Annotated in this window: 26 protein-coding genes and 1 pseudogene; 15 read left to right on the top strand and 12 right to left on the bottom strand. The window is 53.8% G+C overall.

Annotated features, from left to right (window positions below):
* The 10 genes from ENI00_RS02875 to sthA all read left to right on the top strand — a co-directional run.
* Positions 1–1,415, top strand: a 1,415-nt coding sequence (locus tag ENI00_RS02875) for a glyceraldehyde-3-phosphate dehydrogenase (RefSeq protein WP_304098583.1), incomplete at its 5' end; no start/stop codon positions are given.
* 264 nt (positions 1,416–1,679) lie between these two features.
* On the top strand, positions 1,680–3,026 hold the full coding sequence (locus tag ENI00_RS02880; RefSeq protein ID WP_304098585.1) for a Na(+)-translocating NADH-quinone reductase subunit A: 1,347 nt from the start codon (positions 1,680–1,682) through the stop codon (positions 3,024–3,026).
* Positions 3,027–3,030: 4 nt separating this feature from the next.
* Positions 3,031–4,239, top strand: coding sequence for an NADH:ubiquinone reductase (Na(+)-transporting) subunit B (locus ENI00_RS02885; protein WP_304098588.1), 1,209 nt, complete (start codon positions 3,031–3,033; stop codon positions 4,237–4,239).
* Positions 4,232–5,038 (top strand): Na(+)-translocating NADH-quinone reductase subunit C, encoded by an 807-nt coding sequence (locus ENI00_RS02890; protein WP_304098591.1) that lies wholly within the window; start codon positions 4,232–4,234, stop codon positions 5,036–5,038. Before ENI00_RS02885 ends, ENI00_RS02890 begins: the two co-directional genes overlap by 8 nt.
* Positions 5,039–5,040: 2 nt before the next feature.
* Positions 5,041–5,706, top strand: a complete 666-nt coding sequence (locus ENI00_RS02895; protein ID WP_304098594.1) for an NADH:ubiquinone reductase (Na(+)-transporting) subunit D — start codon at positions 5,041–5,043, stop codon at positions 5,704–5,706.
* Complete coding sequence (gene nqrE / locus ENI00_RS02900) at positions 5,706–6,314, top strand: NADH:ubiquinone reductase (Na(+)-transporting) subunit E (RefSeq protein ID WP_304098596.1); 609 nt, start codon at positions 5,706–5,708, stop codon at positions 6,312–6,314. Before ENI00_RS02895 ends, nqrE begins: the two co-directional genes overlap by 1 nt.
* A 37-nt stretch (positions 6,315–6,351) precedes the next feature.
* Positions 6,352–7,578, top strand: a complete 1,227-nt coding sequence (nqrF, locus tag ENI00_RS02905; RefSeq protein WP_304098599.1) for an NADH:ubiquinone reductase (Na(+)-transporting) subunit F — start codon at positions 6,352–6,354, stop codon at positions 7,576–7,578.
* Between the two features lie 9 nt (positions 7,579–7,587).
* On the top strand, positions 7,588–8,640 hold the full coding sequence (locus tag ENI00_RS02910) for an FAD:protein FMN transferase (RefSeq protein WP_304098602.1): 1,053 nt from the start codon (positions 7,588–7,590) through the stop codon (positions 8,638–8,640).
* A gap of 12 nt (positions 8,641–8,652) precedes the next feature.
* The gene (nqrM, locus tag ENI00_RS02915; protein ID WP_304098604.1) at positions 8,653–8,904 is read left to right on the top strand and encodes a (Na+)-NQR maturation NqrM; all 252 of its coding nucleotides are present in this window, start codon (positions 8,653–8,655) and stop codon (positions 8,902–8,904) included.
* A 65-nt stretch (positions 8,905–8,969) separates the two neighbouring features.
* The gene (gene sthA / locus ENI00_RS02920) at positions 8,970–10,361 is read left to right on the top strand and encodes a Si-specific NAD(P)(+) transhydrogenase (RefSeq protein ID WP_304098605.1); all 1,392 of its coding nucleotides are present in this window, start codon (positions 8,970–8,972) and stop codon (positions 10,359–10,361) included.
* 4 nt (positions 10,362–10,365) lie between these two features.
* On the opposite strand, the gene ENI00_RS02925 is transcribed toward sthA, so the two are convergent.
* The 11 genes from ENI00_RS02925 to ENI00_RS02975 form a co-directional block, all read right to left on the bottom strand.
* Positions 10,366–11,160: a glycerophosphodiester phosphodiesterase gene (locus ENI00_RS02925; protein ID WP_304098607.1), complete on the bottom strand. Its 795-nt coding sequence runs from the start codon at positions 11,158–11,160 to the stop codon at positions 10,366–10,368.
* Positions 11,157–12,284 (bottom strand): 3-deoxy-7-phosphoheptulonate synthase, encoded by a 1,128-nt coding sequence (locus ENI00_RS02930; protein WP_304098610.1) that lies wholly within the window; start codon positions 12,282–12,284, stop codon positions 11,157–11,159. The genes ENI00_RS02925 and ENI00_RS02930 overlap by 4 nt, the downstream gene beginning before the upstream one ends.
* A 24-nt stretch (positions 12,285–12,308) precedes the next feature.
* Positions 12,309–12,758 carry a TerB family tellurite resistance protein gene (locus tag ENI00_RS02935; RefSeq protein WP_304098612.1) on the bottom strand — a complete coding sequence of 150 codons (450 nt, stop codon included), beginning with the start codon at positions 12,756–12,758 and terminating at the stop codon, positions 12,309–12,311.
* 32 nt (positions 12,759–12,790) lie between these two features.
* A complete protein-coding gene (gene tal, locus ENI00_RS02940; RefSeq protein WP_304098613.1) occupies positions 12,791–13,759 on the bottom strand; it encodes a transaldolase in 969 nt (322 codons plus the stop codon).
* A 125-nt stretch (positions 13,760–13,884) separates the two neighbouring features.
* A complete protein-coding gene (gene dusA, locus ENI00_RS02945; RefSeq protein ID WP_304098615.1) occupies positions 13,885–14,967 on the bottom strand; it encodes a tRNA dihydrouridine(20/20a) synthase DusA in 1,083 nt (360 codons plus the stop codon).
* Between the two features lie 229 nt (positions 14,968–15,196).
* On the bottom strand, positions 15,197–16,486 hold the full coding sequence (locus ENI00_RS02950; protein WP_304098617.1) for a hypothetical protein: 1,290 nt from the start codon (positions 16,484–16,486) through the stop codon (positions 15,197–15,199).
* Positions 16,487–16,595: 109 nt separating this feature from the next.
* A complete protein-coding gene (locus ENI00_RS02955; RefSeq protein ID WP_304098620.1) occupies positions 16,596–18,104 on the bottom strand; it encodes a tripartite tricarboxylate transporter permease in 1,509 nt (502 codons plus the stop codon).
* A 26-nt stretch (positions 18,105–18,130) separates the two neighbouring features.
* The gene (locus tag ENI00_RS02960) at positions 18,131–18,619 is read right to left on the bottom strand and encodes a tripartite tricarboxylate transporter TctB family protein (protein WP_304098623.1); all 489 of its coding nucleotides are present in this window, start codon (positions 18,617–18,619) and stop codon (positions 18,131–18,133) included.
* A 58-nt stretch (positions 18,620–18,677) separates the two neighbouring features.
* On the bottom strand, positions 18,678–19,643 hold the full coding sequence (locus ENI00_RS02965; RefSeq protein ID WP_304098625.1) for a Bug family tripartite tricarboxylate transporter substrate binding protein: 966 nt from the start codon (positions 19,641–19,643) through the stop codon (positions 18,678–18,680).
* 16 nt (positions 19,644–19,659) lie between these two features.
* A complete protein-coding gene (locus ENI00_RS02970; protein ID WP_304098627.1) occupies positions 19,660–20,406 on the bottom strand; it encodes a GntR family transcriptional regulator in 747 nt (248 codons plus the stop codon).
* 134 nt (positions 20,407–20,540) lie between these two features.
* Entirely contained in the window at positions 20,541–21,464 is a 924-nt protein-coding gene (locus ENI00_RS02975; protein ID WP_304098629.1) for a 5'-nucleotidase, read from the bottom strand.
* 307 nt (positions 21,465–21,771) lie between these two features.
* Here ENI00_RS02975 and ENI00_RS02980 point away from each other — a divergent pair, with 307 nt between their 5' ends.
* Complete coding sequence (locus ENI00_RS02980) at positions 21,772–22,323, top strand: hemerythrin domain-containing protein (RefSeq protein WP_304098631.1); 552 nt, start codon at positions 21,772–21,774, stop codon at positions 22,321–22,323.
* Positions 22,324–22,363: 40 nt separating this feature from the next.
* Positions 22,364–23,275: an ROK family protein gene (locus tag ENI00_RS02985; protein WP_304098634.1), complete on the top strand. Its 912-nt coding sequence runs from the start codon at positions 22,364–22,366 to the stop codon at positions 23,273–23,275.
* Here ENI00_RS02985 and cfa read toward each other — a convergent pair.
* A complete protein-coding gene (cfa, locus tag ENI00_RS02990) occupies positions 23,261–24,424 on the bottom strand; it encodes a cyclopropane fatty acyl phospholipid synthase (RefSeq protein WP_304098637.1) in 1,164 nt (387 codons plus the stop codon). The two genes, ENI00_RS02985 and cfa, sit on opposite strands and share 15 nt — an antisense overlap.
* Before the next feature lie 254 nt (positions 24,425–24,678).
* On the opposite strand from cfa, the gene ENI00_RS02995 reads away from it, so the two are divergent.
* The 3 genes and pseudogenes from ENI00_RS02995 to ENI00_RS03005 form a co-directional block, all read left to right on the top strand.
* Positions 24,679–25,479, top strand: a complete 801-nt coding sequence (locus ENI00_RS02995; RefSeq protein ID WP_304098640.1) for an SDR family NAD(P)-dependent oxidoreductase — start codon at positions 24,679–24,681, stop codon at positions 25,477–25,479.
* A 13-nt stretch (positions 25,480–25,492) separates the two neighbouring features.
* On the top strand, positions 25,493–26,692 hold the full coding sequence (locus ENI00_RS03000) for an acyl-CoA dehydrogenase family protein (protein ID WP_304098642.1): 1,200 nt from the start codon (positions 25,493–25,495) through the stop codon (positions 26,690–26,692).
* 5 nt (positions 26,693–26,697) lie between these two features.
* Positions 26,698–26,934, top strand: a pseudogene (locus tag ENI00_RS03005) (phosphotransferase family protein); the annotation flags it as partial.

Genomic DNA, 26,934 nt, shown 5'->3' on the forward strand with positions numbered 1-26,934 from the left:
CTGCGGAGGCCATGATTCCGCTGATTGGCCGTCTTTACCGGAAAAACAATGTTGTTACCTCCGTATACGGCCGCGCCATTATTAACCAGTCAGTTATCGATATAATCCGCGCTCACAGATACGTACGACAAGTGGAAGACAGTGAGCTGTCCGTTCACGACTCCCTGCCAATCCTGCAGGCAATGGACCAGATGAATCTGGGTCGCGCCCACGTAGACATCGGTAAGCTGGCGATGAAGTTCAAGGAAGAAGGCGGTGATCTGGCTGAATTTCTCAAAAGGGAAATCGGGCCGGTGGTGGGTCATTACCATGCCCAGTCCGAAGAAGATGCCAACAACGGTACCAAAGATGTTGTGCTTTATGGTTTCGGGCGTATCGGCCGTCTTCTTGCCCGCATTCTGATTGAAAAAGCCGGTGGGGGTAACAACCTTCGCTTGAGAGCGATTGTGGTTCGCCAGGGCGGCGCAGAAAACGATCTGGAAAAGCGCGCCAGCCTGCTTCGCCGCGATTCTGTGCACGGCCCTTTTGATGGCACCATTCGCGTAGACGAAAAAGAGTCGGCGCTGATCGCCAATGGCAACTTTATCAAAGTGATCTATTCAGACGGCCCGGATAAGGTGGATTACACCCAATACGGCATCAAAAACGCCATCGTGATTGATAACACCGGTATTTGGCGTGATGAAGAAGGCCTGGGTCTGCACCTTAAATCCAAGGGCGTAAGCCGGGTTATGCTGACGGCTCCCGGCAAAGGCGACATCAAGAACATCGTTTACGGTATTAACAACGACTGGATTACCGACGAAGACAAGATCCTGTCGGCCGCGTCGTGCACTACCAATGCCATTACGCCTGTGTTGAAAGCTATTTACGATGAATATGGCATTGAAGACGGGCACGTCGAAACGGTTCACTCCTACACCAACGACCAGAACCTGATCGATAACTATCACAAAGGCAGCCGTCGTGGTCGCAGTGCCGCGCTGAACATGGTAATTACCGAGACAGGCGCTGCAAAGGCCGTATCCAAAGCGCTGCCTGAATTGAAAGGCAAGCTTACCGGGAACGCAATCCGTGTCCCGACGCCAAATGTTTCCATGGCCATTCTGAACCTTAACCTGAAAAAAGAAGTCGACGTTGACGGCGTCAATGACTATCTGCGTGAAATGGCTTTGCACTCCGAGTTACAAAAACAGATCGACTTTGTGAACTCGCCAGAAGTGGTGTCCACCGACTTTGTCGGTTCCCGTCACGCTGGTATTGTGGATGCCCAAGCCACTATTGCCGCAGGTAAACGCCTGATTCTCTATGTCTGGTATGACAACGAGTTCGGTTACAGCGCGCAGGTCATTCGGGTGGTCAGCCAGATGGCAGGCATTCATTACCCGATTTTCCCGAAGCGCACTCGCGACTGAGATTGAAGCGTCAGAGTTGGCGCGGATAACTCCGTAAACCCGGTGTCGAGAGTCGCCGGGTTTTTTTGTTAACGATAGCGGCGCACCCGGCAATTACGTTCAGGTACAAACCTGTTCTCGTTTCAGGTGGAAATAGCTTGTCTTAGACCCTATAATTGGCGCGATTTTGGGTATGTCCGTCCCCCCGTTTCTCATACTGTTTCTGGGCTGCACGGGGCGGGCAATACAAACGCATAGAATTGTTTCTGATGATGGATGAGGCTAATGATCAAGATCAAAAAAGGCCTGGATCTTCCCATCAGCGGCGCTCCTGAACAGACCATTACAGACGGCAAGCCGATTCGCCACGTGGCGTTGGTCGGTTTTGACTATATCGGCATGAAGCCGACGATGGCTGTTAAAGAAGGGGACCGTGTTAAGCGCGGTACGCTGCTGTTCACGGACAAGAAGACCGAAGGCGTTCGTTATACATCTCCTGCTGCTGGCGTAGTGAAAGAAGTCAATCGCGGTGAGCGTCGGGTTTTCCAGTCAATTGTCATCGAGATTGATGGCGATGACACCGAGGCTTTTGCCCGCTTCAGTAGCGCGGATCTTGCCGGTCTGGAGCGTCAACAAGTCGTTGATAACCTGATTGAGTCGGGCTTGTGGACGGCTTTCAAAACCCGTCCTTATAGCAAAGTGCCGGCAATCGATACGGCTCCGCACTCCATCTTTGTTTCCGTTATGGACACGAATCCGCTGGCGGCTGATCCCACTCTGGTGATCGCTGAAAATGCGACCGCGTTTGAGAGCGGGCTGACCGTTCTGGGTCGGCTAACCTCCGGTAAGGTATTTGTAACCGGTCGGCCCGGTTCCAACGTGTCCGTTCCGAAGGCCGATAACATCGTTGTTCAGCAGTTTGATGGGGCGCATCCTGCCGGCAACGTTGGAACACACATTCATCACCTTGATCCGGTGTCTGCCTCAAAGTGCGTCTGGACGATTAATTATCAGGACGTGATTGATATAGGGCAATTGTTCATAACCGGGGAGCTGCAAGTCAGTCGCATTGTAGCGTTGGGCGGCCCAAAGGCACTGAAGCCACGCCTGGTTCGTACCCGGCTGGGCGCTAGCCTGACCGAACTGCTCGACGGTGAAGTGGCCACAGACTGTGAGATACGAGCAATCTCCGGTTCGGTATTCGGAGGTCGCCGGGGCGATGGACCCTGTGCGTACCTTGGCCGCTTTGCCAATCAGGTGTCCGTTCTGGAAGAGGGCTACAAGCGCGAGTTCATGGGTTGGCTGACGCCGGGCGCTAACAGGTTCTCCGTTTTGAACATCTATCTGTCCAAACTTGCCGGCGGCAAACTGTTCAACTTTACTACCACTACAAATGGCAGCGAGAGAGCCATGGTGCCGGTTGGTGCGTATGAGCAGGTTATGCCTCTGGATATCCTTCCGACCCAGTTACTGCGTTCCCTGATTGTGGGCGACACAGAAATGGCGCAAAAGCTTGGAGCTCTGGAGCTGGATGAAGAAGATCTGGCTCTGTGCACGTTTGTGTGTCCGGGTAAATATGAATACGGTCCGATTCTCCGTGAGAACCTGACCCGAATCGAGATCGAGGGCTAATACGATGGCTATCAGGCAGTTTCTCGATGGAATCGAGCATCATTTTGAAAAAGGTGGCAGGTACGAGCGCTGGTATGCGTTGTACGAAGCCGTCGACACGATTTTTTACACGCCCGGTTCGGTAACGTCTACGACCTCACACGTGCGGGATGGCGTTGATCTCAAGCGCATCATGATCACGGTTTGGTTGTGTACCTTCCCGGCGATGTTCTTTGGTATGTGGAACATTGGTTTCCAGGCCAACAGCTTTCTGGCGACTAACCCGGATGCGCTGGTTGCTGACGGCGGTTTGCGTACCGCCTTCATCCAGGCGCTTGCGGTTACCGGTGCCGGCGCGGGCATTTGGGATAATTTCGTTTACGGGCTGACGTATTTCGTTCCTGTTTACTTCGTGACCTTTGTGGTTGGTGGTTTTTGGGAAGTGATGTTCGCGACGGTGCGGCGTCACGAGGTGAATGAAGGTTTTTTTGTAACCTCGATTCTGTTCGCACTGATTTGCCCGCCCACTATCCCGCTGTGGCAAGTAGCGCTGGGCATTACCTTCGGCATCGTGATCGGTAAGGAAGTCTTTGGCGGTACAGGCAAAAACTTCCTGAACCCCGCACTGACCGGCCGTGCGTTTTTGTACTTTGCCTACCCGGCGCAGATTTCCGGCGATTCGGTGTGGACCGCAGTAGACGGCTTCAGTGGTGCAACGGCGCTGAGCTTGGCTTCGACGGATGGCCTTGGCGCGCTGAACGATAAAATTGGCTGGATGCACGCATTCATGGGATCGATTCAGGGTTCTATGGGCGAAACATCCACCTTGGCCGTTCTGTTTGGCGGGCTCATTCTGGTCGCAATGAGGATCGCCAGTTACCGCATTGTAGGCGGTGTGCTGATCGGTATGATCGCGACATCGCTTATGTTCAATACGGTCGGCTCAGAAACCAACGAGATGTTTTCTGTTCCCGCGTATTGGCACCTGGTTATAGGCGGCTTTGCCTTCGGCATGATGTTCATGGCAACAGATCCGGTTTCTTCGGCAATGACCAACACGGGCCGCTGGTGCTTCGGTATTCTGGTGGGTGTGATGACGGTTCTGATCCGGGTGGTTAACCCGGCATTTCCGGAAGGCATTATGTTGGCGATTCTGTTTGCGAACCTTTTTGCTCCGCTAATGGATCATTACGTGGTTCAGGCTAATGTTAAAAGGAGGCTCGCTCGTGGCTAAATCCAAAGAGACCGTCTCCAGAACGCTGCTGGTTGCTCTGGTGTTGAGTATTGTTTTCTCCGTAGTGGTATCAACTGCGGCGGTGGTGCTTCGGCCTGCCCAAATCAAGAACCAGAATCTGGACATCAAGACCAATATCCTGTCGGCGGCCGGTATGCTGCCCCAGGGCGCCAGCGCCGAGGAAATCGAGAAGGTATTTTCTCAATTTGATGTGCGCCTGGTTAACCTTGATACGGGTGAATATGTGGAACCCGCTTCTGTGGATGTTAAAGATCCAATGAAGTACGACATGTACAAAGCCGCATCGAATCCCGAGATGTCGATCAAAATTCCGTCCTCTGAAGACAAGGCGGGCATCAAGCGTCGGCCAAACGTCGCCAGAGTGTTCGTTTTGACCGAGAACAACAAGCTCAAGCGGGTTGTGCTGCCGATCAGTGGTTACGGCCTTTGGTCAACGCTGTATGGCTTTGTATCTCTCGAGGGCGATCTGAACACGATCGAAGGCCTTGGCTTTTACGCCCACGCAGAAACACCGGGTCTTGGCGGTGAAGTGGACAATCCACGCTGGAAGGCCCAGTGGGTTGGCAAGGAACTCTATGATGAGGACAACAGAGGCAGCCCTCAAATTCGCCTGATAAAAGGCGGCGTAGGGGCCAACACTGCAGACAAGGAACACAAGGTCGACGCACTCTCCGGTGCGACATTGACCAGCCGTGGCGTTCAGCACTTGGTGAATTACTGGATGGGTGACCGGGGTTATGCGCCGTTCCTCAAGAAACTTCGTGAAGGGGAGGTCTGATCATGGCCGAAATAACCGCCAAACAGGTTCTTTTTGAACCGATATTCAGTAACAACCCAATTGGGCTGCAGATCCTTGGCATCTGTTCAGCCCTCGCCGTAACCACCAGCATGAACGTCACCCTCGTTATGAGCCTGTCGGTTATCGCGGTTACCGCGTTTTCCAACCTGGCTGTGTCGCTGGTTCGTACCCAGATCCCGGCAAGTATCCGGATCATCGTACAAATGACCATTATTGCCTCCCTGGTCATCGTGGTTGATCAGATACTCAAGGCCTATGCCTACGAGATCAGTAAACAACTCTCCGTATTCGTTGGTCTGATCATCACCAACTGTATTGTTATGGGGCGTGCCGAAGGTTTCGCTATGAAGAACGGCCCCTGGCTGAGCTTCCTGGACGGCATTGGTAACGGGTTGGGCTATTCGGTCATGTTGCTTTTCGTGGCGTTTTTCCGCGAGCTTCTGGGCGCCGGGTCGCTGTTTGGCTTCACGCTGCTGTCGCCGGTAAGTGAAGGCGGATGGTACGTTCCCAATGGCCTGTTGCTGTTGCCGCCGAGCGCGTTCTTTATCATTGGCCTTGCGATCTGGGGTCTGCGCTCATGGATGCCTGAGCAAGTGGAAGAGGCAGACTACAAGATGTCTCGTCACACCCATAAGGAGGCCTTCTGATGGAACACTATATCAGCCTGCTTCTGAAGGCCGTCTTCATTGAAAACATGGCGCTCGCCTTCTTCCTGGGTATGTGCACGTTTCTCGCTATTTCGAAGAAGATCGAAGCCGCAACCGGCTTGGGTATAGCCGTTATTGTTGTTCTTACCCTTACGGTTCCGGCCAATAATCTGATTTACAACAACATTCTTCGTGAAGGCGCATTGTCGTGGGCAGGATTGCCCGACGTGGATCTGAGCTTCCTCGGTTTGATCACCTACATTGGTGTGATCGCGGCGATTGTTCAGATCATGGAAATGATTCTTGATAAATACATCCCCGCGCTTTATTCCGCACTGGGCGTGTTTCTGCCGCTGATTACGGTTAACTGCGCGATCATGGGCGCTGCTCTGTTTATGGTAGAGCGTGATTACACGTTCAGCGAAAGTGTGGTGTATGGCTTTGGTGCTGGCGTGGGCTGGGCTCTGGCGATTATTGCGCTGGCGGGCATCCGTGAAAAGCTGAAGTACAGCGATGTTCCGGAAGGTCTGCGTGGCCTGGGAATCACCTTCATTACCGTAGGCCTGATGTCCCTTGGCTTTATGTCTTTCTCCGGGATTTCCCTGTAATTCATCCGGTGATTCGGTTTAACGAAAAGGCGAGACCATGTATACAGAAATAATACTCGGCGTGGTCATGTTCACCGTTATCGTTCTGGCGCTTGTGGCGATCATTCTCGCAGCGAGATCCAAACTGGTAAGTACCGGTGATGTGACCATCGAAATCAATGACGATCCGGAACATACCGTGAAAACGGAAGCCGGCGGCAAGCTATTGAGCACCCTGGCAGGCAGCGGTATTTTCCTGTCGTCAGCCTGCGGTGGCGGTGGCACCTGTGCTCAGTGCAAATGCAAGGTACTGGACGGCGGCGGCGCTATGCTGGCGACGGAAAAGACCCACTTCACGAATCGTGAAGAAAAGGAAGGCTGGCGCCTGTCTTGCCAGGTTCCGGTCAAGCAGGACATGAAAATTGAAGTGCCAGAGGAGTTCTTTGGCGTTAAAAAGTGGGAATGTGAGGTTATTTCCAACTACAACGTTGCCACCTTTATCAAAGAGCTGATACTCAAACTGCCGGAAGGTGAGGAAGTCGATTTCCGCGCCGGCGGCTATGTACAGCTGGAGTGTGATCCGTATGAAATCAGCTTCAAGGATTTCGACATCGAGAAGGATTTTCACGGTGATTGGGACAAGCTTGATATCTGGCGTTTCACGGCTATCAACAAGGAAGAGACTATTCGCGCCTACTCCATGGCTAACTACCCGGAAGAAAAGGGCGTTCTCAAATTCAATATCCGGATTGCCACTCCGCCCCCGGGAACCGATCACCTGCCGGGCATCATGTCCAGTTACGTGTTTAAACTGAAGCCGGGCGACAAGGTTACGGTGATGGGGCCATTTGGTGAGTTTTTTGCCAAGAAGACCGAGTCGGAAATGGTTTTCATCGGTGGTGGTGCCGGCATGGCGCCCATGCGGTCCCATATCTTCGACCAGTTAAAACGCCTGAATTCCAAGCGCAAGATCAGCTTCTGGTATGGCGCCCGTAGCGTTCGCGAAATGTTCTACGTAGAAGATTTCGACATGCTTGCCGAGGAGAACGAGAACTTTGAGTGGCATGTGGCCTTGTCGGATGCGCAGCCGGAGGACAACTGGGAGGGGCCGACCGGCTTTATCCACAATGTTCTCTTTGACAAGTACCTCAAGGATCATCCCGCTCCGGAAGACTGTGAGTTCTACATGTGCGGGCCTCCTATCATGAACGCGTCGGTTATCAAGATGTTGAAGGATATGGGTGTTGAAGATGAGAACATCATGCTGGATGACTTCGGAGGATAAATCTTTCAGATGACATTTCGCATGTTACAACCCGCTCGGGCTGTTTTTGTCTGCGTCTTGATGACGCTTGCACTGACGGCCCTGGCGGGTTGCTCGTTTCAGCCAGACGAAGACGTCTGGGAGATCTCGGGACCTGTGTTCGGTACCGGTTATCATATCAGCGTGGTCCTGCCAGAGGATCACGAAAAGCTTGAGGCGCTGGCAAAAGGCATTGAACAAGTCCTCGATGGCGTTGATGCGTCCATGTCGACCTGGCAGGAAGACTCTGAGCTGTCCAGGCTGAATCGCCGGAAGGATCAGTCAGACTGGATTCCTGTGTCAGATGCGCTCTTTGAGGTGCTGGCAAAATCCGAGGAAATTTCACGTCTGACAGACGGGGCGTTTGACGTCACCATCGGACCCGTGGTCAATCTCTGGGGGTTCGGGCCAAAAGCCAGGCCTGAGCAGATTCCTTCGGACGAAGACTTGGCTCGCGCGCTGGCTGCGACCGGTTACGAGCAACTTGTGCTTCGATCCGATCCGCCTGCTGTAAAAGCTGCGATACCCCAATACATTGATCTGTCTGCGATTGCCAAGGGTTACGGTGTCGATGTGGTCGCCCGCTATCTCGATAGTGAAGGTATTGAGGCGTATCTTGTTGAAATAGGTGGTGAAATCCGCACCCACGGGCGCAAGCCCGATGGCGACGTGTGGAAATTGGCCATTGAACAACCGGTAGAGGGTGCACAGCATTCGGTGAATCGCATCGTTTCCCTGCCTTCCCGGGCCATGGCTACGTCAGGAGACTATCGTAACTATTACGAATCGGAAGGGCGTCGCTTTTCCCATACAATAGACCCTGAAACCGGACGACCGGTAAATCATAATCTGGCGTCTGTCACGGTTATCGCAGATGACTGCATGACGGCAGATGCTCTGGCGACCGGTTTTACCGTCATGGGATACGAGCGGGCGAGTGAGCTCGCAACACGGGATAATATTCCGGCTTATTTCATCATCCGGACCGAAAACGGCTTTAAGGGGCATCAGACTCCGGCGTTTTCGTCCTACGTTACGCCGTAAGGGGAGGGCAATATGGGTACTTTTCTTCTGGTTCTATTCATTGTGGTTTTGCTGGTGGCCGGCATGTCGATTGGCGTGATTTTCGGTCGCAAGCCTATCAGCGGCACCTGTGGTGGTATTGGTGCGCTTGGCATCAGTTCGTCTTGTGACATTTGCGGTGGCAACACCCAAAAGTGCGACGAGGAAAACCAGCGTCTGGTGTCAGAGGCCTCTGCACCCGAAGCGCTGTCTTATGATGCAAGCAGAGCCGATCGCAAGCTATAAGCACCGGCCGGCTTCGAATCATGACAATTATTTTTTCACGACGTAGATAAGGAGTCACGGCGCGTATGGCAGAACATCATTACGACGTCGTCGTTATCGGGGCTGGTCCTTCCGGTGAGGGCGCAGCAATGAATGCGACGAAGCACGGCAAGCGTGTTGCTATCGTTGAAGACAAGCCCACAGTAGGCGGCAACTGCACCCACTGGGGCACGATTCCTTCCAAGGCTTTGCGCCACTCGGTCAAGCAGATCATTACCTTCAATACCAATCAGATGTTCCGGGATATCGGTGAACCGCGCTGGTTCTCGTTTCCCCGGGTGCTGCAAAACGCACAGAAAGTGATTGGCAAGCAGGTAAAACTCAGAACGCAGTTTTATTCCCGTAACCGTGTGGATCTGATCAACGGGCGTGCGTCGTTTCTGGACGAGAATCGGCTTGAAGTACGCGGTAACAAATCCGTTGAAACGCTGCATTTCAAAGAGATTGTGATTGCGACCGGCTCACGCCCCTATTTGCCACCCGATGTGGATTTCCGCCATCACCGGATTTACAACTCGGACACCATACTCAATCTGTCCCACACCCCGCGAACGCTTATTATTTACGGTGCCGGTGTTATCGGTTCGGAATACGCATCCATTTTCGCCGGTCTTGGTGTGAAGGTTGATCTGATCAACCCTGGCAGTCGCCTGCTGTCATTTCTTGATGACGAAATCTCCGACGCCCTCAGCTATCACCTTCGTAATAACGGTGTACTGGTGCGTCACAACGAGCAGTATGAAGCGTTGGATGGAGACGACCACGGCGTTGTTCTTTCTTTACAGTCAGGCAAGAAAATACGCGCCGATGCGTTTCTCTGGTGTAATGGCCGCAGTGGCAATACCGAAAACCTGGGGCTGGAGAATATAGGGCTGGCGCCCAATGGTCGGGGTCAACTTACGGTTGATGAGCATTATCGTACGGCGGTGGAAAACATCTACGCGGTCGGCGATGTGATCGGTTGGCCCAGTCTTGCCAGCGCAGCCTATGATCAGGGGCGTTCCGCGTCCTCGGCCATTGTGCATGACGAGCACTTTCGATTTGTGTCAGATGTGCCCACGGGCATTTATACGATTCCCGAGATCAGCTCGGTCGGTAAAACCGAGCGTGAACTGACAGAAGCCAAGGTGCCCTATGAAGTCGGGCAGGCTTTTTTCAAGGACCTCGCTCGCGCCCAGATTACCGGCGAGGCAGTTGGTATGCTCAAAATCCTCTTCCACCGTGAAACCCGGCAAATTTTAGGCATACACTGTTTTGGGGACCAGGCTGCGGAGATTGTTCACATCGGACAGGCGATCATGAACCAGAAGGGTGAAGCCAACTCTCTCAACTATTTCATCAACACAACGTTTAACTACCCGACGATGGCCGAGGCATACCGGGTAGCGGCGTTGAACGGCCTGAACCGAATCTTCTGATGGCTTAGTTGGCGGGTAATGCCTCTTTACTCGCCGCAATTCGTTCTTGGCGGTCCGGGAGCGAAGTCGTAGAGTTTGCGCGGTTGTCAAAGAACATCCGCGTACTCGTCGGATAGTCTGTGATGATGCTGTCCACGCCCATAGATTCAAGCTGGAGCATGTCCGGGATGCTATTCACGGTCCAGCAGGAGACGTGCATACCTTTTCGATGAGCGCTCTCTACCAGCTCCGCTGAGCAAATCTTCCAGTTGATACACAGATACTTACAGCCCAGACGCGTTGCTGTGCCGAGTGGCCGCGGGAACCGTCGTTCGGCAACCAATCCGGTACGAATGCGTTTGTTTCTTCTGCGTATTTCTTTCAGAAACCAGCTGTCTGACGAGGTAATCGCGGCGGTCTGATATAAATTGCGATGCTGGATAATTTCCGTCAAGCGGTTGCAGAGGATGTTCAGCCTGGCGTGGGTGTCCTTTTTCACTTCGAGCTGGAAATGCTCAATATCATCGAACTGATCCAACAGGGCTTCCAGTGTTGGAATACCGGTTTTCACCGGCCATGAACTGGTATTACGACGGGCGTCCATAGCGCTAAGTTCCGCCGCAGTATACTGGCCCACATTGCCTTTCTCACCGGTGGTGCGTTCGGTTGTCAGGTCGTGCACCAGCATCGGCTTACCATCTTTCGACAGCACCAGGTCCAGCTCAAAATGCCGGATGCCCTGTTTGTATGCAAGCTTGAATCCGGGCAGGGTGTTTTCTGGGGCTTCACCTTTCGCGCCCCGGTGTCCGTAGACAATCATTGCGGTGTTTCACCTCTCAGACGTTGGTAAATAGCCTGGCGTTTTTTCCAGGTGTCGTGGCACAGACGTATATCTTCCAGGTAGGCCGGCAGCTCATTCATCAACAATGCCTGCGGGCCATCCACCAACGCTTTTTCCGGTTTCGGGTGGAAGTCCACCAGAACCATATTGGCGCCCGCAATGACGCCTTGGGCTGTTGCGTGCATAACGTCCAGAATGCCGTCTGGTGCTTTTTCACGGGTGCCTACCGAATGGGAGGGGTCGACACAGACGGGCATGCGAGTCAGTCTCTTGACCGCCGGCACATGGGCAAAATCCACCATGTTACGATGCGGCTGACCGGCTTCTGTTTTCATGCCGCGCAAACAGAAAATGACGTTCGCGTTGCCTTCGCTGGCCAGATACTCCGCGGCATTCAACGATTCGTTCAGCGTAATACCAAACCCGCGTTTAAGCAGAACCGGATAGGTATTTTGCCGGCCGATGGCCTTCAGAAGCTCAAAGTTCTGGGTGTTCCGGGTGCCTACCTGGAGCATGACGCCGGTGGGCCGCCCGAGTTTTTCCAGGCAGGTGTCGATTTCCTCAATGTGGCTTTCATGGGTGATTTCCATCGCCACTACTTTGATGCCGTGTTTGCCGGCTTTTTCAAATACCCACGGCAGACAGCCCTTGCCATGCCCCTGAAACGAGTAGGGATTGGTGCGTGGTTTGTAGGCACCCATGCGGGTGCAGACCTCGCCTTGCTCTTCAAGCGCCTGCAACATCATCTCGACATGCTCGGGAACATCTACGGCGCACAGCCCGGCAAATATATTGAGGTTGGACTGATTGAATTCCACGCCGTTGTAGCTAAAACCCGTTTGCCGGTTGTCGTCTCTGTGGCGACCCAGAATCCGGTAGTCGTCGGATATACGGATGGCACGTTCGACAGCCGGCAGCGCTTCGATTTGCTCCTTGTCGAGCGGCTTGGTATCGCCTAACAGATAAATCTCTGTCAGCCGTTGACTGACGCCCTGAATTTCATGAACCTTTACAGAAACCCCCGGGAGGTTTTCCAGGAAGTGCATTGTCTGGCGGTATGCTTCGCTGTCCATTGGCGTGTTGGGGTAAAGAATGGCTAGCATGGGGTGTCCTCCAATATGTGCAAATCAGGAGCTTTCGCTCTCTGCTCTGTGTCGCGCCAGAATGAATTCCCGATGATTAAGGTGCAGCAGATCAGCAATACGGCGAATAAGATGTTCTTCGTATTTGTCGACTCGATCATCCGCGAGGGCAACACGCCAGATACTTTCCAGCAGGGACTCTTTGCCTTCCTGATCAAGATATTCGTTGATCTGTTCGGTGAATTCATACAGCGAGGTGGCGTGGTCTGCCTGATTCAGGGCGTGGTTAAGAATTTCTTCCGCTTCGTCCCGGGTTACATGATTAATCTTAGTCGCACAGTCAACGATGGCTTGCAGCTCTCGCTCATCTTCATCGTTATCAACCCTCGAAAGCTGCACCATCAAAGCGGTTGCGGCGATCGCCATATCGCGGGCGCTGGGCTTATGATGCTCCGTTTCCGGTGCACTAAACAGTTTTTTCAGGCTTTCTATCATAATTTGGCACGGCTATTTGGGTGCATTTGAAATCAGGCTACATTGCTGACAAGTGTGCGAACCCGATTCTCCAGTTCTATCTGGTCTGCAGTAAACCTGCGAATGCCATCTGCCAGTTTTTCCGTGGCCATGGCGTCTTCGTTAGATTCCCAGCGAAACCGCTTCTCATCCAGAGTGCCGAACCCATCCTGTGACGTCGCGCCGGCAGGGGATAGCCTCCGCTCAAGGCTTCCGTTGTCGTCTTTCAGTTCCTGCAACAACGCCGGGCTGATGGTCAGTCGGTCACAGCCTGCCAACATTTCAATCTCTCCGGAATTGCGGAAGCTCGCACCCATGACCACGGTATTAAAGCTATTAGCCTTGTAGTAATTATAGATTCGGGCAACCGACTGCACGCCAGGGTCTTCAGCGGCGGGGAAATGCTCTCGTCCGGTGCTGGCCAGGTGCCAGTCCAGTATGCGGCCGACGAACGGGGAGATCAGGAACGCCCCGGCTTGCGCGCAAGCGGCTGCCTGTGCGAATGAAAACAGAAGGGTGAGATTGCACCGAATGCCCTCCTGCTCAAGTATTTCGGCCGCTCGAATACCTTCCCAGGTGGCCGCGATTTTGATCAGGACCCGGCGGTTGTCCACCCCTTGTTGATCATAGAGCTCTACCAGGCGGCGTGCGCGCTTGAGAGTGGCTTCGGTATCAAATGACAATCGCGCATCAACTTCTGTGGAAACCACCCCGGGTATTAAACCGAGTATTTCCTGGCCCGCCAAAACGGCCAACATGTCGGTTGCCACGGTTATCTGATCGGCGTCCGACCCCCCTTGCTTGCGTGCCATGGCCACTGCTTTTCCAAGCATGGGGCGATAGGCATCGGAGGCGGCAGCTTTCAATAACAGCGACGGATTTGTGGTCGCATCCTGCGGGCGCCAATGGGCAATGGCATCGATATCGCCCGTATCCGCCACTACGGTGGTCATGGTTTTCAGTTGGTCGAGCTTGTTGGCCATTCGTACTGTCGTCCGAGTTGTTTTTGATAGCGCATCCGAGTCCGGGGTGCGAGTTGTACATCTACAATAGCGGGGTGCAAAGACAGGAACAAGACAGCAAAAAGTAAGGTTCCGGTAATACGGCGTTAAGGTGCCAATGAGGCCCTGGATGGCGCCTCAGTCAGTACAGTTTGCGCGGGTTCCTGAACGTTCTCCAGCGCTGTTTGAATTACTTCAAGGCCGGCGCCAGGCTTGTGAGCGTTTTCGCTGATATAACGACGAAATTGACGACCGCCGGGAACACCGTGGAAAAGCCCGAGCACATGCCGGGATATGTGGCCCAGGAATACGCCGCGCTCCAGCTCACTCTGAATAAACGGATACATGGCCCTAAGCGTATCGTGACGCGAGGCAGTGGGAGGCACGTCACCGAAGAACTCAGAATCCACACCCGCCAGAAGCCAGGGGTTGTGGTAGGCCTCGCGGCCCAGCATCACGCCATCCGTATGTTGCAGGTGTTCATGACACTCGTCGAACGTTTTGATACCGCCGTTGATAATGATCTCAAGGTGCGGGTATTTTTGCTTCAGCCCATAGGCCCAATCGTACTTTAACGGCGGCACATCCCGGTTCTCCTTAGGGCTCAGGCCTTCCAGAACCGCGATGCGCGCGTGCACAATAAACGTTCGACAGCCGGCGGTACTGACTTTCTCCACGAAGTCGCAAAGATCGTCCCAGGACTCCCGACCATTAATGCCGATACGGTGCTTGACCGTAACCGGAAGGTGAGTGGCCTCAATCATCGCGCGCACGGCCTGTGCCACCTTATCCGGATGCGCCATCAAACAGGCGCCAATCATATTGTTCTGAACCCGATCGCTGGGGCAGCCAACGTTCAGATTTACCTCACTGAAACCAAACTGCTCCGCCAGCCGTGCACAATGGGCCAGATCACCGGCATCACTGCCACCAAGCTGAAGCGCCAGAGGGTACTCGGCAGAATTGTGGCGTAAAAAGCGCTCGGTATCGCCGTGAATCAATGCGCCTGTGGTGACCATCTCGGTGTAGAGCAGGGTATGGCGACTTAAAAGGCGGGCGAGGTAACGATATTGCGGCGTTGTCCATTCCATCATTGGAGCGACGCAGAAGCGGCGGGATGGCTCAATTCCTTTATGTACAAGAGCTTCAGGGCTGTTTTCAGTATTCTCTAAAAACGCATTCTTGATCATTTATTGCTCGGTTTAACCTATTGCCTGGGTCTCGGTGCTACAATGGTGCTACACGGAAATGACTTGTAGCACCGTGCTCTGCAAGCACGCTGCATGAGTGTTGGATTGCAGTTCAAACGTTGATTCCCAGCTTCACGTTTCCGTCTGAATCGACCGTTGAGGCTGCCGATTCTATCAGGAAAGTGGCCTCAGATACTCTTAAGTTGATAGTGGGTTAATTACGGACCCGTTAACTTTCTACTACTGACCTTACATCCAGTATATACATCTGCCTCACGCCCTCGTGCACAGAGTCAATACAGACCTGTTTCCCATCATGGCTCCAGCGAGGGTGCAGGTCACAGCGGCTTACTTTCTTCAGATCCGAGGTGTAAAACTCGCCAATCTCATGGGCCAGCTTTTTCTGTGCATCATAGATCAACAGCTTCCGAATATTTGTCTCTGAGTCTGGATAGGTGTCCGTCAGAAGCCAGCGAGTGTTCACAGGGGAGTAGCTCATGTGGCCATTCTCGGTCAGCAAATCGCCACTGATTACGTTTACCTCGCCATCCGGAGCATCGTGGTATAGCTGATAGTGGATGGCGTTGTTGTGAGGGCCCCAGACCACGATATGTTTGTTGTCTCGCCACATCGGATGCGAGATCTGATATTCAGACTTTTCATAGTCGTAGGTGCCTACTGCATTTGGATCGAAGTTGTCCTCCAGCTGAGGCAGCGGATGATCCGAGTCTTCTAGCAGGCGCATGTCGCTACCATCCGGGTTGATGGTCATCAGTCGATGGAGGAAGCACGTCTCGTCCTCGACGCGCCTTGTCCAGCGATGCAGAAACAGAATTCGCGTAGAAGCCGGATTGATCTCGATATGGCTGATCCAGTGGATCGCATCATTCATTGAATCGCGATGGTAAAACTGGCTAAGGTCTTGATAGCTCACCAGCACTGATGTTTCGCCACTGTCCAGATTGACGCGACACAAGCCATCGTCGGACGGGCAAAGTGGCACCTGGCCTGTTTTGTCATTTGGCTCGCAATACCCAATGGTCTCGTGCGTGATAAAGAGCCGGCTGAAGTCAACGGTGATGGCGTAGTCGCTGTTAGGCGCCACTGAGTAAATCGGATCCGGGAGGAAGCGGTTCTCGCCGCTATCGACATTATGGATAACCGCTCCAAAGCTTGGATAGCGTCCGTTCGGCTTGTCGTTGCGCACATTATAAATAGCCTGCCGTCCAGGCTTGCCTGCCAGCCACTGCAGTTGGCAACCCATTTGCCAGTTCCAGGTTGTGGTCTCGCCAATCACGTGAAATTCGTCGTCGTTCCGGGTATCGAAGTAACCCACTTCGGCCGAGAGATCGGGCCTCAGATCAGCATCCATCATGGGCACACGATCGGCCAATACATAGCGGCCATCCTGACTCCAGGGGCTTTTGTTGTAGTAGCCGAAGAAGTGGTTGTACTCGCCGTCACCGAGTTGACGGATCGGGCAGGTTGTTTTGACCAATTTCTGATGGGATGAATCCATGGGTATGTGCTCCATATAAATCTCTGCATGCAGCAGAGGCGTTGAAGAATAGCGGCCGGGGGGCTGCGCGCACTGGGCCGCTGATATGCTTGGTGTTATTAACTGGGCTTCACGTCGTGTCCTGGGCGGCTAGGGAACTGCGGCGTGACTTGCGATAGCCCATGACGACCGAGGCGACGCAAAGCAACACCAGCGCCAGCGAGAAAGGACGCGTGACAAACTGCAGTAGCAGCTCGCCGACATCACCACGCACCAGCGATAAAGCTCGGGACAGATTGGACTCCGCCATGGTGCCCAGTACCAGACCCAATACCATCGGGGCGCGGGAGACCGAGAAGAAGGTGAGCAGATAACCAAGAACGCCAATCGCCAGCATCAGACCGACATCGCTTACCTGTCCGCGAATGGCATAGGCGCCCATGACGGCCAGTGAGAGGATTGAAGCAGCCAAAATTTCCTTTGGCAGATAGATAACCTTGACGCAGTACTTGGCTACTAACAGCCCGACGGGTACGAACAGGAGGTTGCTGAACAGCAGGCTGAAAATAAAGCCGTAAGCGATGTCTGGTGAGTTCTGAAACAGGATAGGCCCTGGACTCAGGCCGTGGATAATCAGGCCACCCATCAGTACAGCACTCACCGCGTTGCCGGGAACACCGAGAGTGAGTAGCGGAACCAATGAGCCACCTGTGACCGCGTTATTGGCTGTCTCTGCGGCCACCAGCCCTTCTTCGGAACCCTTACCGAACTGCTCGGGCGTGCGCGAGCCTCGCTTGGCTGCATCGTAGGCTATGAAGCTTGCGATACTCTGTCCTGCACCCGGGATAATACCGATGACTGTGCCGATGACGCAGGAACGAAAGACATTGAGGCGCTGGGCCAGCACGTCTTTCAAGGTGCTCCAGGCACCACTGAATTGAGAATTTTCACGCTTTTGCGAGTTGCTCTTTTCGCTCAGGATATTGACGACTTCCGGAATCGAGTAAAGGCCTATCAACGTGATGACCAGCGGAATACCGTCATACAGCGACGGTAGGCCCATGGTAAGTCGCATCTCGCCGGTTAGCGGATGCATGCCGATCAAGCTGATGATCAGGCCAAGCACGCCCCCCATCATGCTTTTCAGCATACTGCCTTCGGACAACGAGGCAATGATGGTGACGCCGAACAGGGCAAGCAGGAAGTACTCCGGTGCGCCCAGCATGAGCGAGAGTTCCGAGAGTACCGGTGCCATGAACAAAAGCACGATGGCGCTGAAAATACCGCCTATGCAGGATGCGAAGACTGAGAGCCCGACGGCCCGTCCTGCTTTGCCGGCTCGTGTCATCGGATACCCGTCCTGACAAGTTGCCACGGCAGACGGCGTTCCGGGAATGTTCAATAGAATGGCACTGATCGAGCCACTGAACGTCGATGCCAGATAGATTCCGCCCAATAAAGCGAGACCCACGGCAGGCGGGAACGAAAACGTGACCGGAATCAACAGCGCAACCCCCATGGTGCTGGTAAGACCCGGTAGCATGCCTATAAAAACGCCGATCGTGACGCCTACGCATGCGGCCAACAGCATGCTGGGTTGCAGTGCGGTTAAAAAGCCAATAGAAAGTGCGTCCAACATAGCGTTGATTCCTGTAAGCGGATTGATCAGACGATCTTGAAAAAGGTATCGAATGGCAGGAGGCTATCGGGCAGCGTCACGCCGAGCGCATTGAAGAACAGCATGAAAATGGTCAGCGCCAGTGCCGCGCTATAGACCAGGTAAAAGACGCGAGGCTTACCTGAAAAACAGCACATGGAGATAAAAACGAAAAGAAAGGTCGCGAGTAGAAAGCCAACCAACGTGATCGCCAGGATATATCCACCCACCAGCCCGAATACGAGCAGACTCTTTAACAGGTGGCGAACATCATTGCCCTCGAGAAACGGAGCGGCGTGGCCCCTGGCTTTCGCCATGCGAAGATACTGGTAAATTCGAATGATAAAAAATGCGACGCTCATGACGACCAGAATCATCGCCAGGCCTCTTAGCAAAACAGAGGACTGATAGGAGTAACTGAACGATTCCCAGGTGATCCAGATACTCAGCAGAATGAACGCCAGCGCAAAACCGGCGTCTTTCTTGATACTCGTCACGTGTATACCTCCGGAACAGAACGATCCCGCAAGCCATCTGGCGAGCGGGAAGGCTGAATTACTTCATGAGTTTGATGTAGCGCTCGGTATCTGCACGGGAGGATTTCAGCGTCGCATCGAAGTCCTTGCTGTCTTCGTAGGTCAGCGCAATGCCCAGTTTTTTGGCGGCTTCAACAAACTCTTTATTTTCGAGCAATTTTTTGAACGCCTTCTCCAGATGGGCAACGCGCTCCTCGGGAACACCTGCCGGCGCGGCGACACCGCGAATAGCCGTACCTACCGTCGCGACTTCCTTGCCAGCCGCTTCACTAATCGTTGGCACACTTTTGAGCGCAGCATGGGGTTTCGGTGAGAACACGACCAATGGGCGGATTCGACCAGACTCAATGAAGGGCAAGGCCGAACTGGTGCTCAGTAAGGCAGCCTCCACTTCATTGCCCAGTAGAGCAGTGGCCGCCGGGCCTGAGCCGCTGTAGCTGATGAAGTTGATGTCCAGCGACAACGCGTCTTCCATCGCTGCCGCCTGAAGATTGACGTTGGACTGAGGTCCGTCGCCAGAGACGTTTATGGCGCCCGCGTCGTTTTCGACTTTCGTGGTGAAGTCCTTGAAAGTTTTGTAATCGCTATGGGCATTAACGGCCAGGAGAATCGGATCGGACTGAATATTGGCAATAGCCTGGAAGTCATCCATTGAGAAAGGCACGTTTTTGCGCAGCATTTCGATCAGGAAAATGGATGGCGAGCTCAGCAGCCCCACTGTGTATCCGTCGTTGTCGGCCTTGGCTAGCCGCGTGAAACCGATCTGACCGCCAGCGCCCGCTGAATTTTCCACAACCATTCGTACGCCAAGATAGGGCTCGATATATTTAGTCATCAAGCGCGCCACTGTGTCGTTGCCGCCACCTGGGGAATAAGCGACGATCATTGTCACAGGCTTATCGGGATAACCCTCCGCCATGGCAAGTGGCGTCGTGAGCGCGGCAGAATAGACGATCGTGGCCAGAAGTTTCTTGTAAAATTTCATCACAGTTTCCTCGGGTTCATTTCGGTTTTATTTTAAGAACATGGCGACAGCGGTTTCCGCTGAATAGCCACTTGGAAAAGACGATTGGCTGACCCTGCTGGTCATAGGTCGTGCGTTCGTTGAGCAACCCTGCAGCAGGCAGTTTTTCCACGCCCAACATCCCGGCTTCGTCATTACTGAGAAGGACAGGCTCGAGCTGGAGTGTGACCTCGCCGATGGTGAGGCCATACTCCTGGGTGATCTTGCTGGAAAAGATTTTGGTAGAGGTAAAATCCGTTGCAATGAGATTTGGAAAAAGCGATTTAGGCAGATAGATTTTCTCGATAAACAGCGGCTCACCATCTGCCCGGCGAAGACGAGTGACCTTGATAACATGCTCGCCCGGCTGTCCCAGTCGCGATATAGCACTCGGTGAGTGGTAGTCGGGATCGAAACCGATGACTTCGACATCGTTCGTATGACCGCCCGCTTCGATCTGCATATCGAAATCGTGTACGCCAAGCAGATCGCGCTCTACCTTTTCAGTGCGCTTTACGAAATTGCCGGCCCCCCGCTGGGTGACGACTAACTTTTCGTTTTTCAATTGACTGATCGCCTCACGCACAGTGGCTCGGCTGACCTCGTGAACCTCACACAAAACCCGTTCGGGAGGCAGCATCTCCTCAGGCTTCAATGTGCCCTCTGTGATTTGGCATCGCAGTAGCTCGGCCAGTTGCAGATACAACGGAACGGGGCTTTCTCTGTCAATTGTGATAGCGCGCATAGCGTTACTCTGTAGATGATCGGCCAGTCCGGATGACCGGATAACATGATGTCCGTACCAATTTTTCGATATTAGTCAGGATAAGGCTGAGGTGTCAAGCGTATTCTGATGCAGTGGTTGTTCGCATTTCAGCATCACAAGTTCACCACCCCGAACGGAATGTGCACCATCGGAATGTCTCCCGCGTCGGATTCCAGGTGTGATCGCTGGTCGTCAAAGAACATATGGGGCTTAAGCACGTTCAGAATTCGATCTTTCTTCATTCCGCCCAGAAAAAATACCTCGTTGGCGTCTACGCCCCAGTGCTCCAGGGTTGTAATGACCCGTTCATGGGAAGGCGCATTACGGGCCGTTACGATGGCGATTCTCAATACCCGCCGATAACCGGGATCTTTCGTTAACGCCTGATCTTCCAGCTTTTGCAGATGTGAAAGTTTGCGGAACAAACCCGCAAGCGGGCCCGGGTTGTGCGGAATCTGAGAACGAGACGTCTCATGCTTCTGAAAGTCCTCCAGCGAGCCGGATTTGTAGACTTGCTCGGAGGCGTCGTCTGCAATCACACCATCAAAGTCGAATGCAATGCGCAGTTCCGCATCACCCTCATCATCCACTACCTGGCTCGGCAGAACCGTGCCCGCCGGGTGGCCATAATCAATGGCCTGGGACACATCGCCGGCGTTGGCAGAAAGAAACAGCGAGGCATTGAACGCGGGAATGTACGCATAGGGCGATTTGCCCTCCAGAAAAGCCGCACGGGTAATGTCCAGACCGTGATGATGAATAGAGTGGAATACCCGCTTACCAGTGATCACCGAGTTCCGTGACAGCAGTACTACTTCTACTGGGCATTGCTCCGGAAACTTCCGGTTTACACTCAAAAAGCGTTTTACAAACGGGAAGGCAACGCCCTTGTGCAAGGGTTCATCCAGGTGGCCTTCCTGATACTTTCGATAGGCCTGCTCGCCTTGTTCCCGGAAGACACGGTCAGACTCGGAAAGATCAAAAAGAGCGCTGGAGGCAACCGCAATAACGAGCTTTTGTTCGATGGGATAGGGCATCGGTGACGCGTTCCTTCTATTGGCAAGTATCAGGCGTTAAATTATCGGAATGTCCATCAGGCGACGCAAGCGCCGGAACCGGATAAAAAATGTACTCCGAATAGGCACTGTGTTTGTGCACACAGAAGAAATTCAGAATGACGTCAGCCGCTGGCTCTGGTATTACAATAACTAACAATCCAATATGAGACTCGGCGGGGTTACCCCTCAACAAAAACTTTTTATGGTCGGCGGATGTCTACCTTTGGATCCCGCTAGTACTGGGGGGATAACCACGACACGACTTACCAGCAAAGGAGGCTTTAACATGGTTAGTTCTAACCAATTGCGTCGCGATCATGCCAACATGGCTCGGTTGCTGCACATACTCGTGCTCAGGCATAAAAACCTGAAGCAGGGCGAGCGCCCGGATTTTCATCTAATACGAGAGGTCGTGGACTACATTCTCGAATACATGGACGGCTTCATTATGCCGCTGGAGCGCCTGTACAGTGAACATCTGCTGGCCAAGGATCCTGAAGCCGAGGCGTTAAGCCGTCGAATGGGCGAGGATTACCAAGCCTTGCGTAAGCGTTTGAACCTGCTTTCCAAAACGCTCGATATGATTCTCATGGACGCCGTGGTGCCCATGGAGCGCTTTATCGAAGATCTCAAAACCTATCTTGATGCCCATATCGCTTATTTGAAGCTTGAGCGTGACCAGCTGTTTCCATTCCTGCGTGAACAGTTGACCGATGCCCAGCAGAAGGAATTCCTGAAAATGTTGCCAGCCGCTGCACAAGACAACCTGTCGCGGCTGCGCGAGGACTATCCAGAGCTTTATGCGGAGTTCAAGGCGGCGCCTTCGCCATTTGAATGAGCACTGAGTTTCCCTGCGCACTGTGTTAGTTGGGGGCTCCATGCACATCGATTGGCTTATTGGCATTGATCTGGGCGGCACCAAAACCGAAGTCATCCTGATGGATCGGCAAAGCAACGAGCGCTTCAGGAAGCGCGTGCCGACCCCTGCGGGGGATTATCCCGCCACGCTGAAAACCATACGGTCGCTGGTGCTGGACGCAGAGGCGCAGGCAGGTTCGGGCGACCTACCGGTAGGTATTGGCATACCCGGCAGCGTTTCTGGGATCACCGGCCTGGTGAAGAACGGCAACTCCACCTGGCTTAACGGGCAACCCATGCAAGACGACTTGTGCGCCCTGTTGCAAAGGCCCGTGACAGTAACCAATGATGCCAATTGCCTCGCGCTTTCTGAGGCCACGGATGGCGCAGGCGCAAACCACAACCTGGTATTCGCAGCGATACTGGGTACAGGCTGCGGGGCCGGAATAAGCGTGAATGGCCGGATTCTCTCCGGCCCTAACGGCGTTGCGGGGGAATGGGGCCACAACCCGTTGGCCTGGACTCCACAATCCGAGTTGGCGCTGCGCCCCTGCTTCTGTGGCCGCTATGGCTGCAACGAAACGTTTTTGTCTGGTATCGGGCTGTCGTTGACGCACAAGCGGCTGTCCGGCCAGGAATGTCCAGACCTAGACATCGTCGACAACGCTTGCAAAGGCGACGCAGCGGCCGCTGAAACTCTGAATCAGTACCTCGAACATCTTGCCCGTGGCCTGGCGGCCGTTATCAATGTTCTGGACCCGGACATTATTGTGTTGGGCGGCGGTATGAGCAATGTCGAACAGATGTACCGGGAATTACCGCCAAGGTTGGGGAAGTACGTGTTTGGCGGAGAGTGTGGAACGCCGATCCTAAAAGCCGCCCACGGAGATTCCAGCGGGGTGCGCGGGGCGGCCTGGCTATCGAGGCCTTAGCAAATAACCGCCTCGTACACCTCCTTTGGACAGCACCCATTGCCACAATTGCAGATCCCGGGCACGGAAAGCGCCGGCGCAGGACAACAGGTAATAACGCCACATTCGATAGAAACGGTCGCCCAGGCTATCCCGAAAGGATGGCCAGGCCACCTCGAAATTGGCGTGCCACGCCATCAGCGTCTTGTCGTAATCAGCACCAAAATTTTCCAGATCTTCAACGACAAACAAACCTTCAGACGCATCCGCAATCTGGCGAATTGAAGGTAAATCTCCATTGGGGAAAATGTATTTTTCGATCCAGGGGTCTGTCACGGTCCGAGTCTTGTTTTTGCCGATGGCGTGGAGCAGAAGCAGCCCGTCTTTAGTGAGAGCGTCGTAGGCTACGCGCATGAATTCGAGATGGTTCTTGCGGCCCACATGTTCAAACATGCCGATACTGGCGACGCGGTCAAACTTGCCTTCTACCTCCCGGTAATCCTGCAGTCTTACTTCAATGGGTAAACCGGCGTAATGAACTCGAGCCCAGTCAGCCTGGGCCTGGGAAACAGTGAAACCTACGCATTCCACGCCATAGTGCTCTGCCGCATAACCCATAAAACTGCCCCAGCCGCAGCCAATATCGAGTACCCGCATGCCCGGTTGCAGGCCAAGTTTGCGGCAGACCAGATCGAGTTTTGCTTCCTGTGCGGCGGCCAGGTTGTCGGCATTTTTCCAATAGCCACAGCTGTAGGTCATGCGGGGGTCAAGCATGGTTTGATAGAATTCATTGCCCAGATCGTAATGAACCTGGGCAACCTTCCACACTCGCTTGCCCTGCTGCAGATTGCGCAGGGTGGCGCTGAGATAGTAGAGCAATTGCTTGCGGGGCTTGAAGTGTTGATCCAGTTGGCAGCTCAGCAATCGGTAAAAAAACTCATCCAATCGATCCGCGTCCCAATCTCCGTCCACATAGGCCTCGCCGAAACCGAGATTGCCTTTGCTAATGGCACGTTCAATCACGCCTGGGGCATTGAGCTGAATATCCCAAGGGCGCTTGCCATTGATTTGTATATTGGCAGTTGCCAGCAAATCGGAGATGGCGCGATGAAGCACTGAATCAGACGCATCTGGGACTGAGGAGGCCTGAACACTATGGTTTTCACTCATAATGGATACTCCGCTGCGACGAGCTTACATTGTGTTTTGGACTATAGGAGTCGTTTAGTCAAATTATGTCTCTCTGATCACAGGAATGGAGGGCGCCTCTGTGAAAAAAACGCACAACCCCATTGGATGATGTTCGTGACAGCCTGTTCGGGGATGGCGGTTTTCTGAGGGGCGCATTGATTTACTAAGAATTGCGCTTTCTTCCTTGAATAAATCGAGCGCTCGGTCTATTTTTGAGAGTAGGGGTTAAAAAAATGAACAATTCCAATAAAACGAATCTTGATAATACAAGCTGGCCTCTTCGTACCGACGGCAAAATCGCGCTTGTAACCGGCGCTGCAGGCGGTTTGGGGCAAAGCTTCACCGGTTGTTTACTCGATACGGGTGCTACCGTCATTGTGAGCGGTCGTCGTCGCGAAGCCCTCGAGAACCTCAAATCACAATTCCCCGATCACGCTGATCGCATTCACGTTGTTCCCATGGATGTCAGTGATGAAGCCAGCGTTACCCGCGCGTTCGATGTGATGGCCGATGAGGTGGGCATTCCGGATGTAGTGGTTGCCAATGCGGGCGTGGCCGTCAGCAAAAAAGCTCTGAACTGCACAGTCGACGACTGGGATAGTGTTATCGACACGAACCTCAAAGGCTGCTGGTTGGTTGCCACCGAAGCGGCCCGCCGCTTGTCCAGCGCGGAGCGGCGCGGAAGCATCATAATGATTTCCTCCATTCTTGGGCATCGTGCGGCGGGCAATGTCGCACCCTATGCCGTTGCGAAAGCCGGTGTTGAGCAACTGACTCGCGTTCTTGCCCTGGAATGGGCACGCCACGGCATTCGTGTCAACGCGCTGGCACCTGGCTACATAGAAACCGATCTGAACCGGGATTTTTTTGCCACCGAGCCGGGCCAGAAAATGATCAACCGAATCCCCCAGCGGCGTCTTGGGCAAGGCAATGATTTGTGTGGGCCGTTGCTGCTTCTGGCGTCGGAACTTTCTGACTACATGACCGGCAGCACCCTTGTGGTGGATGGCGGTCATCTTCAATCTTCACTATAGAGAGGTTCGCTCTGTGGATTTCAATCTCAACGCAAAAAACGAGTCTTATCGACAGCGCATAAGAGACTTTGTGGAGCTGCACCTGCTGCCGCTGGAGAGCAATCCGGAAGCCTATGACGAGCATGAGAACATTGCGCTTGAACACCTGGAGATAATGCGGGCCAAGGCAAAGCAGGAGGGTCTGTGGTGTTTACAGATCCCTGAGCACCTTGGCGGAAAAGGGCTTGATATCTCGGGTATGGCCGCCTGTTACGAAGAAATGAACCGCTCGATTTTTGGCCCGGTGGTTTTCAATTCGGCGGCGCCTGACGATGGCAATATGATGGTGCTGGCGAAGGTGGGTACCGAGGCGCAAAAGGAACGTTGGTTAAAGCCCATTGTTGAGGGAACAGTGAGCTCCGCATTTGCGATGACGGAACCGGCCCCCGGTTGTGGCTCAGACCCCGGTATGATGCAAACCAGCGCGAAGCGTGTGGGAGACAAGTGGGTTATCCATGGCCAAAAACACTACATTACCGGCGCTGCTGCTGCCTCTCATTTCATTCTGATTGCCCGAACCTCAGACGACACTCGAAAGGGTTTAACCGCGTTCCTGTTCCATAAAGATGATCCCGGGTGGGACATTATCCGGCGTATTCCGATTATGGGGCCGGAAGAACACGGCGGACACTGCGAAATCCGGTTCGACGGTCTGGAAATTCCCGATGAGAACCGTCTGATGGAGGTTGGCGACGGTCTCAAGGTTACCCAGATTCGACTTGGAACGGCGCGGCTTACGCACTGTATGCGCTGGCTTGGCTTGGCGCGACGCTCCCTTGAAATAGCCACCGAATACGTTAATACACGAGAGTCTTTTGGTCAGACGCTGGCCCAGCGTGAAGGTGTGCAATGGCTTTTGGGCGAGGCGGCGATGGATATTCAGGTGGGTCGGTTGCTGACCATGCACGCTGCCTGGAAGCTCGACCAAGGCGACTTTGCCAGAAAAGAAGTCTCCATGGCCAAAGTGGCGGTTGCTGATACGCTGCATAAAGCAGTAGACACCGCCATTCAATTGTGTGGGGCGAGAGGCTACTCCAAAGACACTCCGCTGGAATGGATCTACCGCTATGCGCGCCAGGCGCGCCTGGTTGATGGCGCATCGGAGATTCACAAAATGGTGTTCTCAAAAACCTTGTTGGCTGAGCGCGCTGACTTCTGGCGCTGGGGAGTGTAAGCCGGATGTCGCAGCTTGCGGAGGTCTTCAGCCGGTTTATTGTTCACCAGGCCGGTGCTAGAAGCGCCAAGGTGGTGGCGTTTGACAAGCTCTCCGGAGGTGCCATCCAGGACAACTTCGGGTTGAGCCTGGACATCGAAGGCGGCGAACAATCGGGTCTCAAGAACTTTGTGGTGCGCCAGGATGCCCCGTCAGGCGTTGCGGAAAGCCTGTCCAGGCCCGAGGAGTTTCGGGTGCTGGAA

Origin of the sequence: Marinobacter antarcticus (genome assembly GCF_011049865.1) — a bacterium.
In the GTDB taxonomy this organism is placed as follows: Bacteria; Pseudomonadota; Gammaproteobacteria; order Pseudomonadales; family Oleiphilaceae; genus Marinobacter; species Marinobacter antarcticus_A.

Excerpts from the sequence above, each read along its gene's own strand:
- ENI00_RS02955 (WP_304098620.1), bottom strand. The coding sequence starts at position 18,104 with ATGTTGGACGCACTTTCTATTGGCTTTTTAACCGCACTGCAACCCAGC.
- ENI00_RS02950 (WP_304098617.1), bottom strand. The coding sequence starts at position 16,486 with ATGGATTCATCCCATCAGAAATTGGTCAAAACAACCTGCCCGATCCGT.
- ENI00_RS02910 (WP_304098602.1), top strand. The coding sequence starts at position 7,588 with ATGACATTTCGCATGTTACAACCCGCTCGGGCTGTTTTTGTCTGCGTC.
- ENI00_RS02985 (WP_304098634.1), top strand. The coding sequence starts at position 22,364 with ATGCACATCGATTGGCTTATTGGCATTGATCTGGGCGGCACCAAAACC.
- cfa (WP_304098637.1), bottom strand. The coding sequence starts at position 24,424 with ATGAGTGAAAACCATAGTGTTCAGGCCTCCTCAGTCCCAGATGCGTCT.
- dusA (WP_304098615.1), bottom strand. The coding sequence starts at position 14,967 with ATGATCAAGAATGCGTTTTTAGAGAATACTGAAAACAGCCCTGAAGCT.
- ENI00_RS02965 (WP_304098625.1), bottom strand. The coding sequence starts at position 19,643 with ATGAAATTTTACAAGAAACTTCTGGCCACGATCGTCTATTCTGCCGCG.
- ENI00_RS02935 (WP_304098612.1), bottom strand. The coding sequence starts at position 12,758 with ATGATAGAAAGCCTGAAAAAACTGTTTAGTGCACCGGAAACGGAGCAT.
- ENI00_RS02980 (WP_304098631.1), top strand. The coding sequence starts at position 21,772 with ATGGTTAGTTCTAACCAATTGCGTCGCGATCATGCCAACATGGCTCGG.
- ENI00_RS02995 (WP_304098640.1), top strand. The coding sequence starts at position 24,679 with ATGAACAATTCCAATAAAACGAATCTTGATAATACAAGCTGGCCTCTT.
- ENI00_RS02925 (WP_304098607.1), bottom strand. The coding sequence starts at position 11,160 with ATGATTGTCTACGGACACCGGGGCGCGAAAGGTGAAGCCCCAGAAAAC.
- ENI00_RS02975 (WP_304098629.1), bottom strand. The coding sequence starts at position 21,464 with ATGCCCTATCCCATCGAACAAAAGCTCGTTATTGCGGTTGCCTCCAGC.
- ENI00_RS02970 (WP_304098627.1), bottom strand. The coding sequence starts at position 20,406 with ATGCGCGCTATCACAATTGACAGAGAAAGCCCCGTTCCGTTGTATCTG.
- nqrE (WP_304098596.1), top strand. The coding sequence starts at position 5,706 with ATGGAACACTATATCAGCCTGCTTCTGAAGGCCGTCTTCATTGAAAAC.
- nqrM (WP_304098604.1), top strand. The coding sequence starts at position 8,653 with ATGGGTACTTTTCTTCTGGTTCTATTCATTGTGGTTTTGCTGGTGGCC.
- ENI00_RS02930 (WP_304098610.1), bottom strand. The coding sequence starts at position 12,284 with ATGCTAGCCATTCTTTACCCCAACACGCCAATGGACAGCGAAGCATAC.
- ENI00_RS02885 (WP_304098588.1), top strand. The coding sequence starts at position 3,031 with ATGGCTATCAGGCAGTTTCTCGATGGAATCGAGCATCATTTTGAAAAA.
- ENI00_RS02895 (WP_304098594.1), top strand. The coding sequence starts at position 5,041 with ATGGCCGAAATAACCGCCAAACAGGTTCTTTTTGAACCGATATTCAGT.
- nqrF (WP_304098599.1), top strand. The coding sequence starts at position 6,352 with ATGTATACAGAAATAATACTCGGCGTGGTCATGTTCACCGTTATCGTT.
- tal (WP_304098613.1), bottom strand. The coding sequence starts at position 13,759 with ATGGCCAACAAGCTCGACCAACTGAAAACCATGACCACCGTAGTGGCG.
- sthA (WP_304098605.1), top strand. The coding sequence starts at position 8,970 with ATGGCAGAACATCATTACGACGTCGTCGTTATCGGGGCTGGTCCTTCC.
- ENI00_RS02880 (WP_304098585.1), top strand. The coding sequence starts at position 1,680 with ATGATCAAGATCAAAAAAGGCCTGGATCTTCCCATCAGCGGCGCTCCT.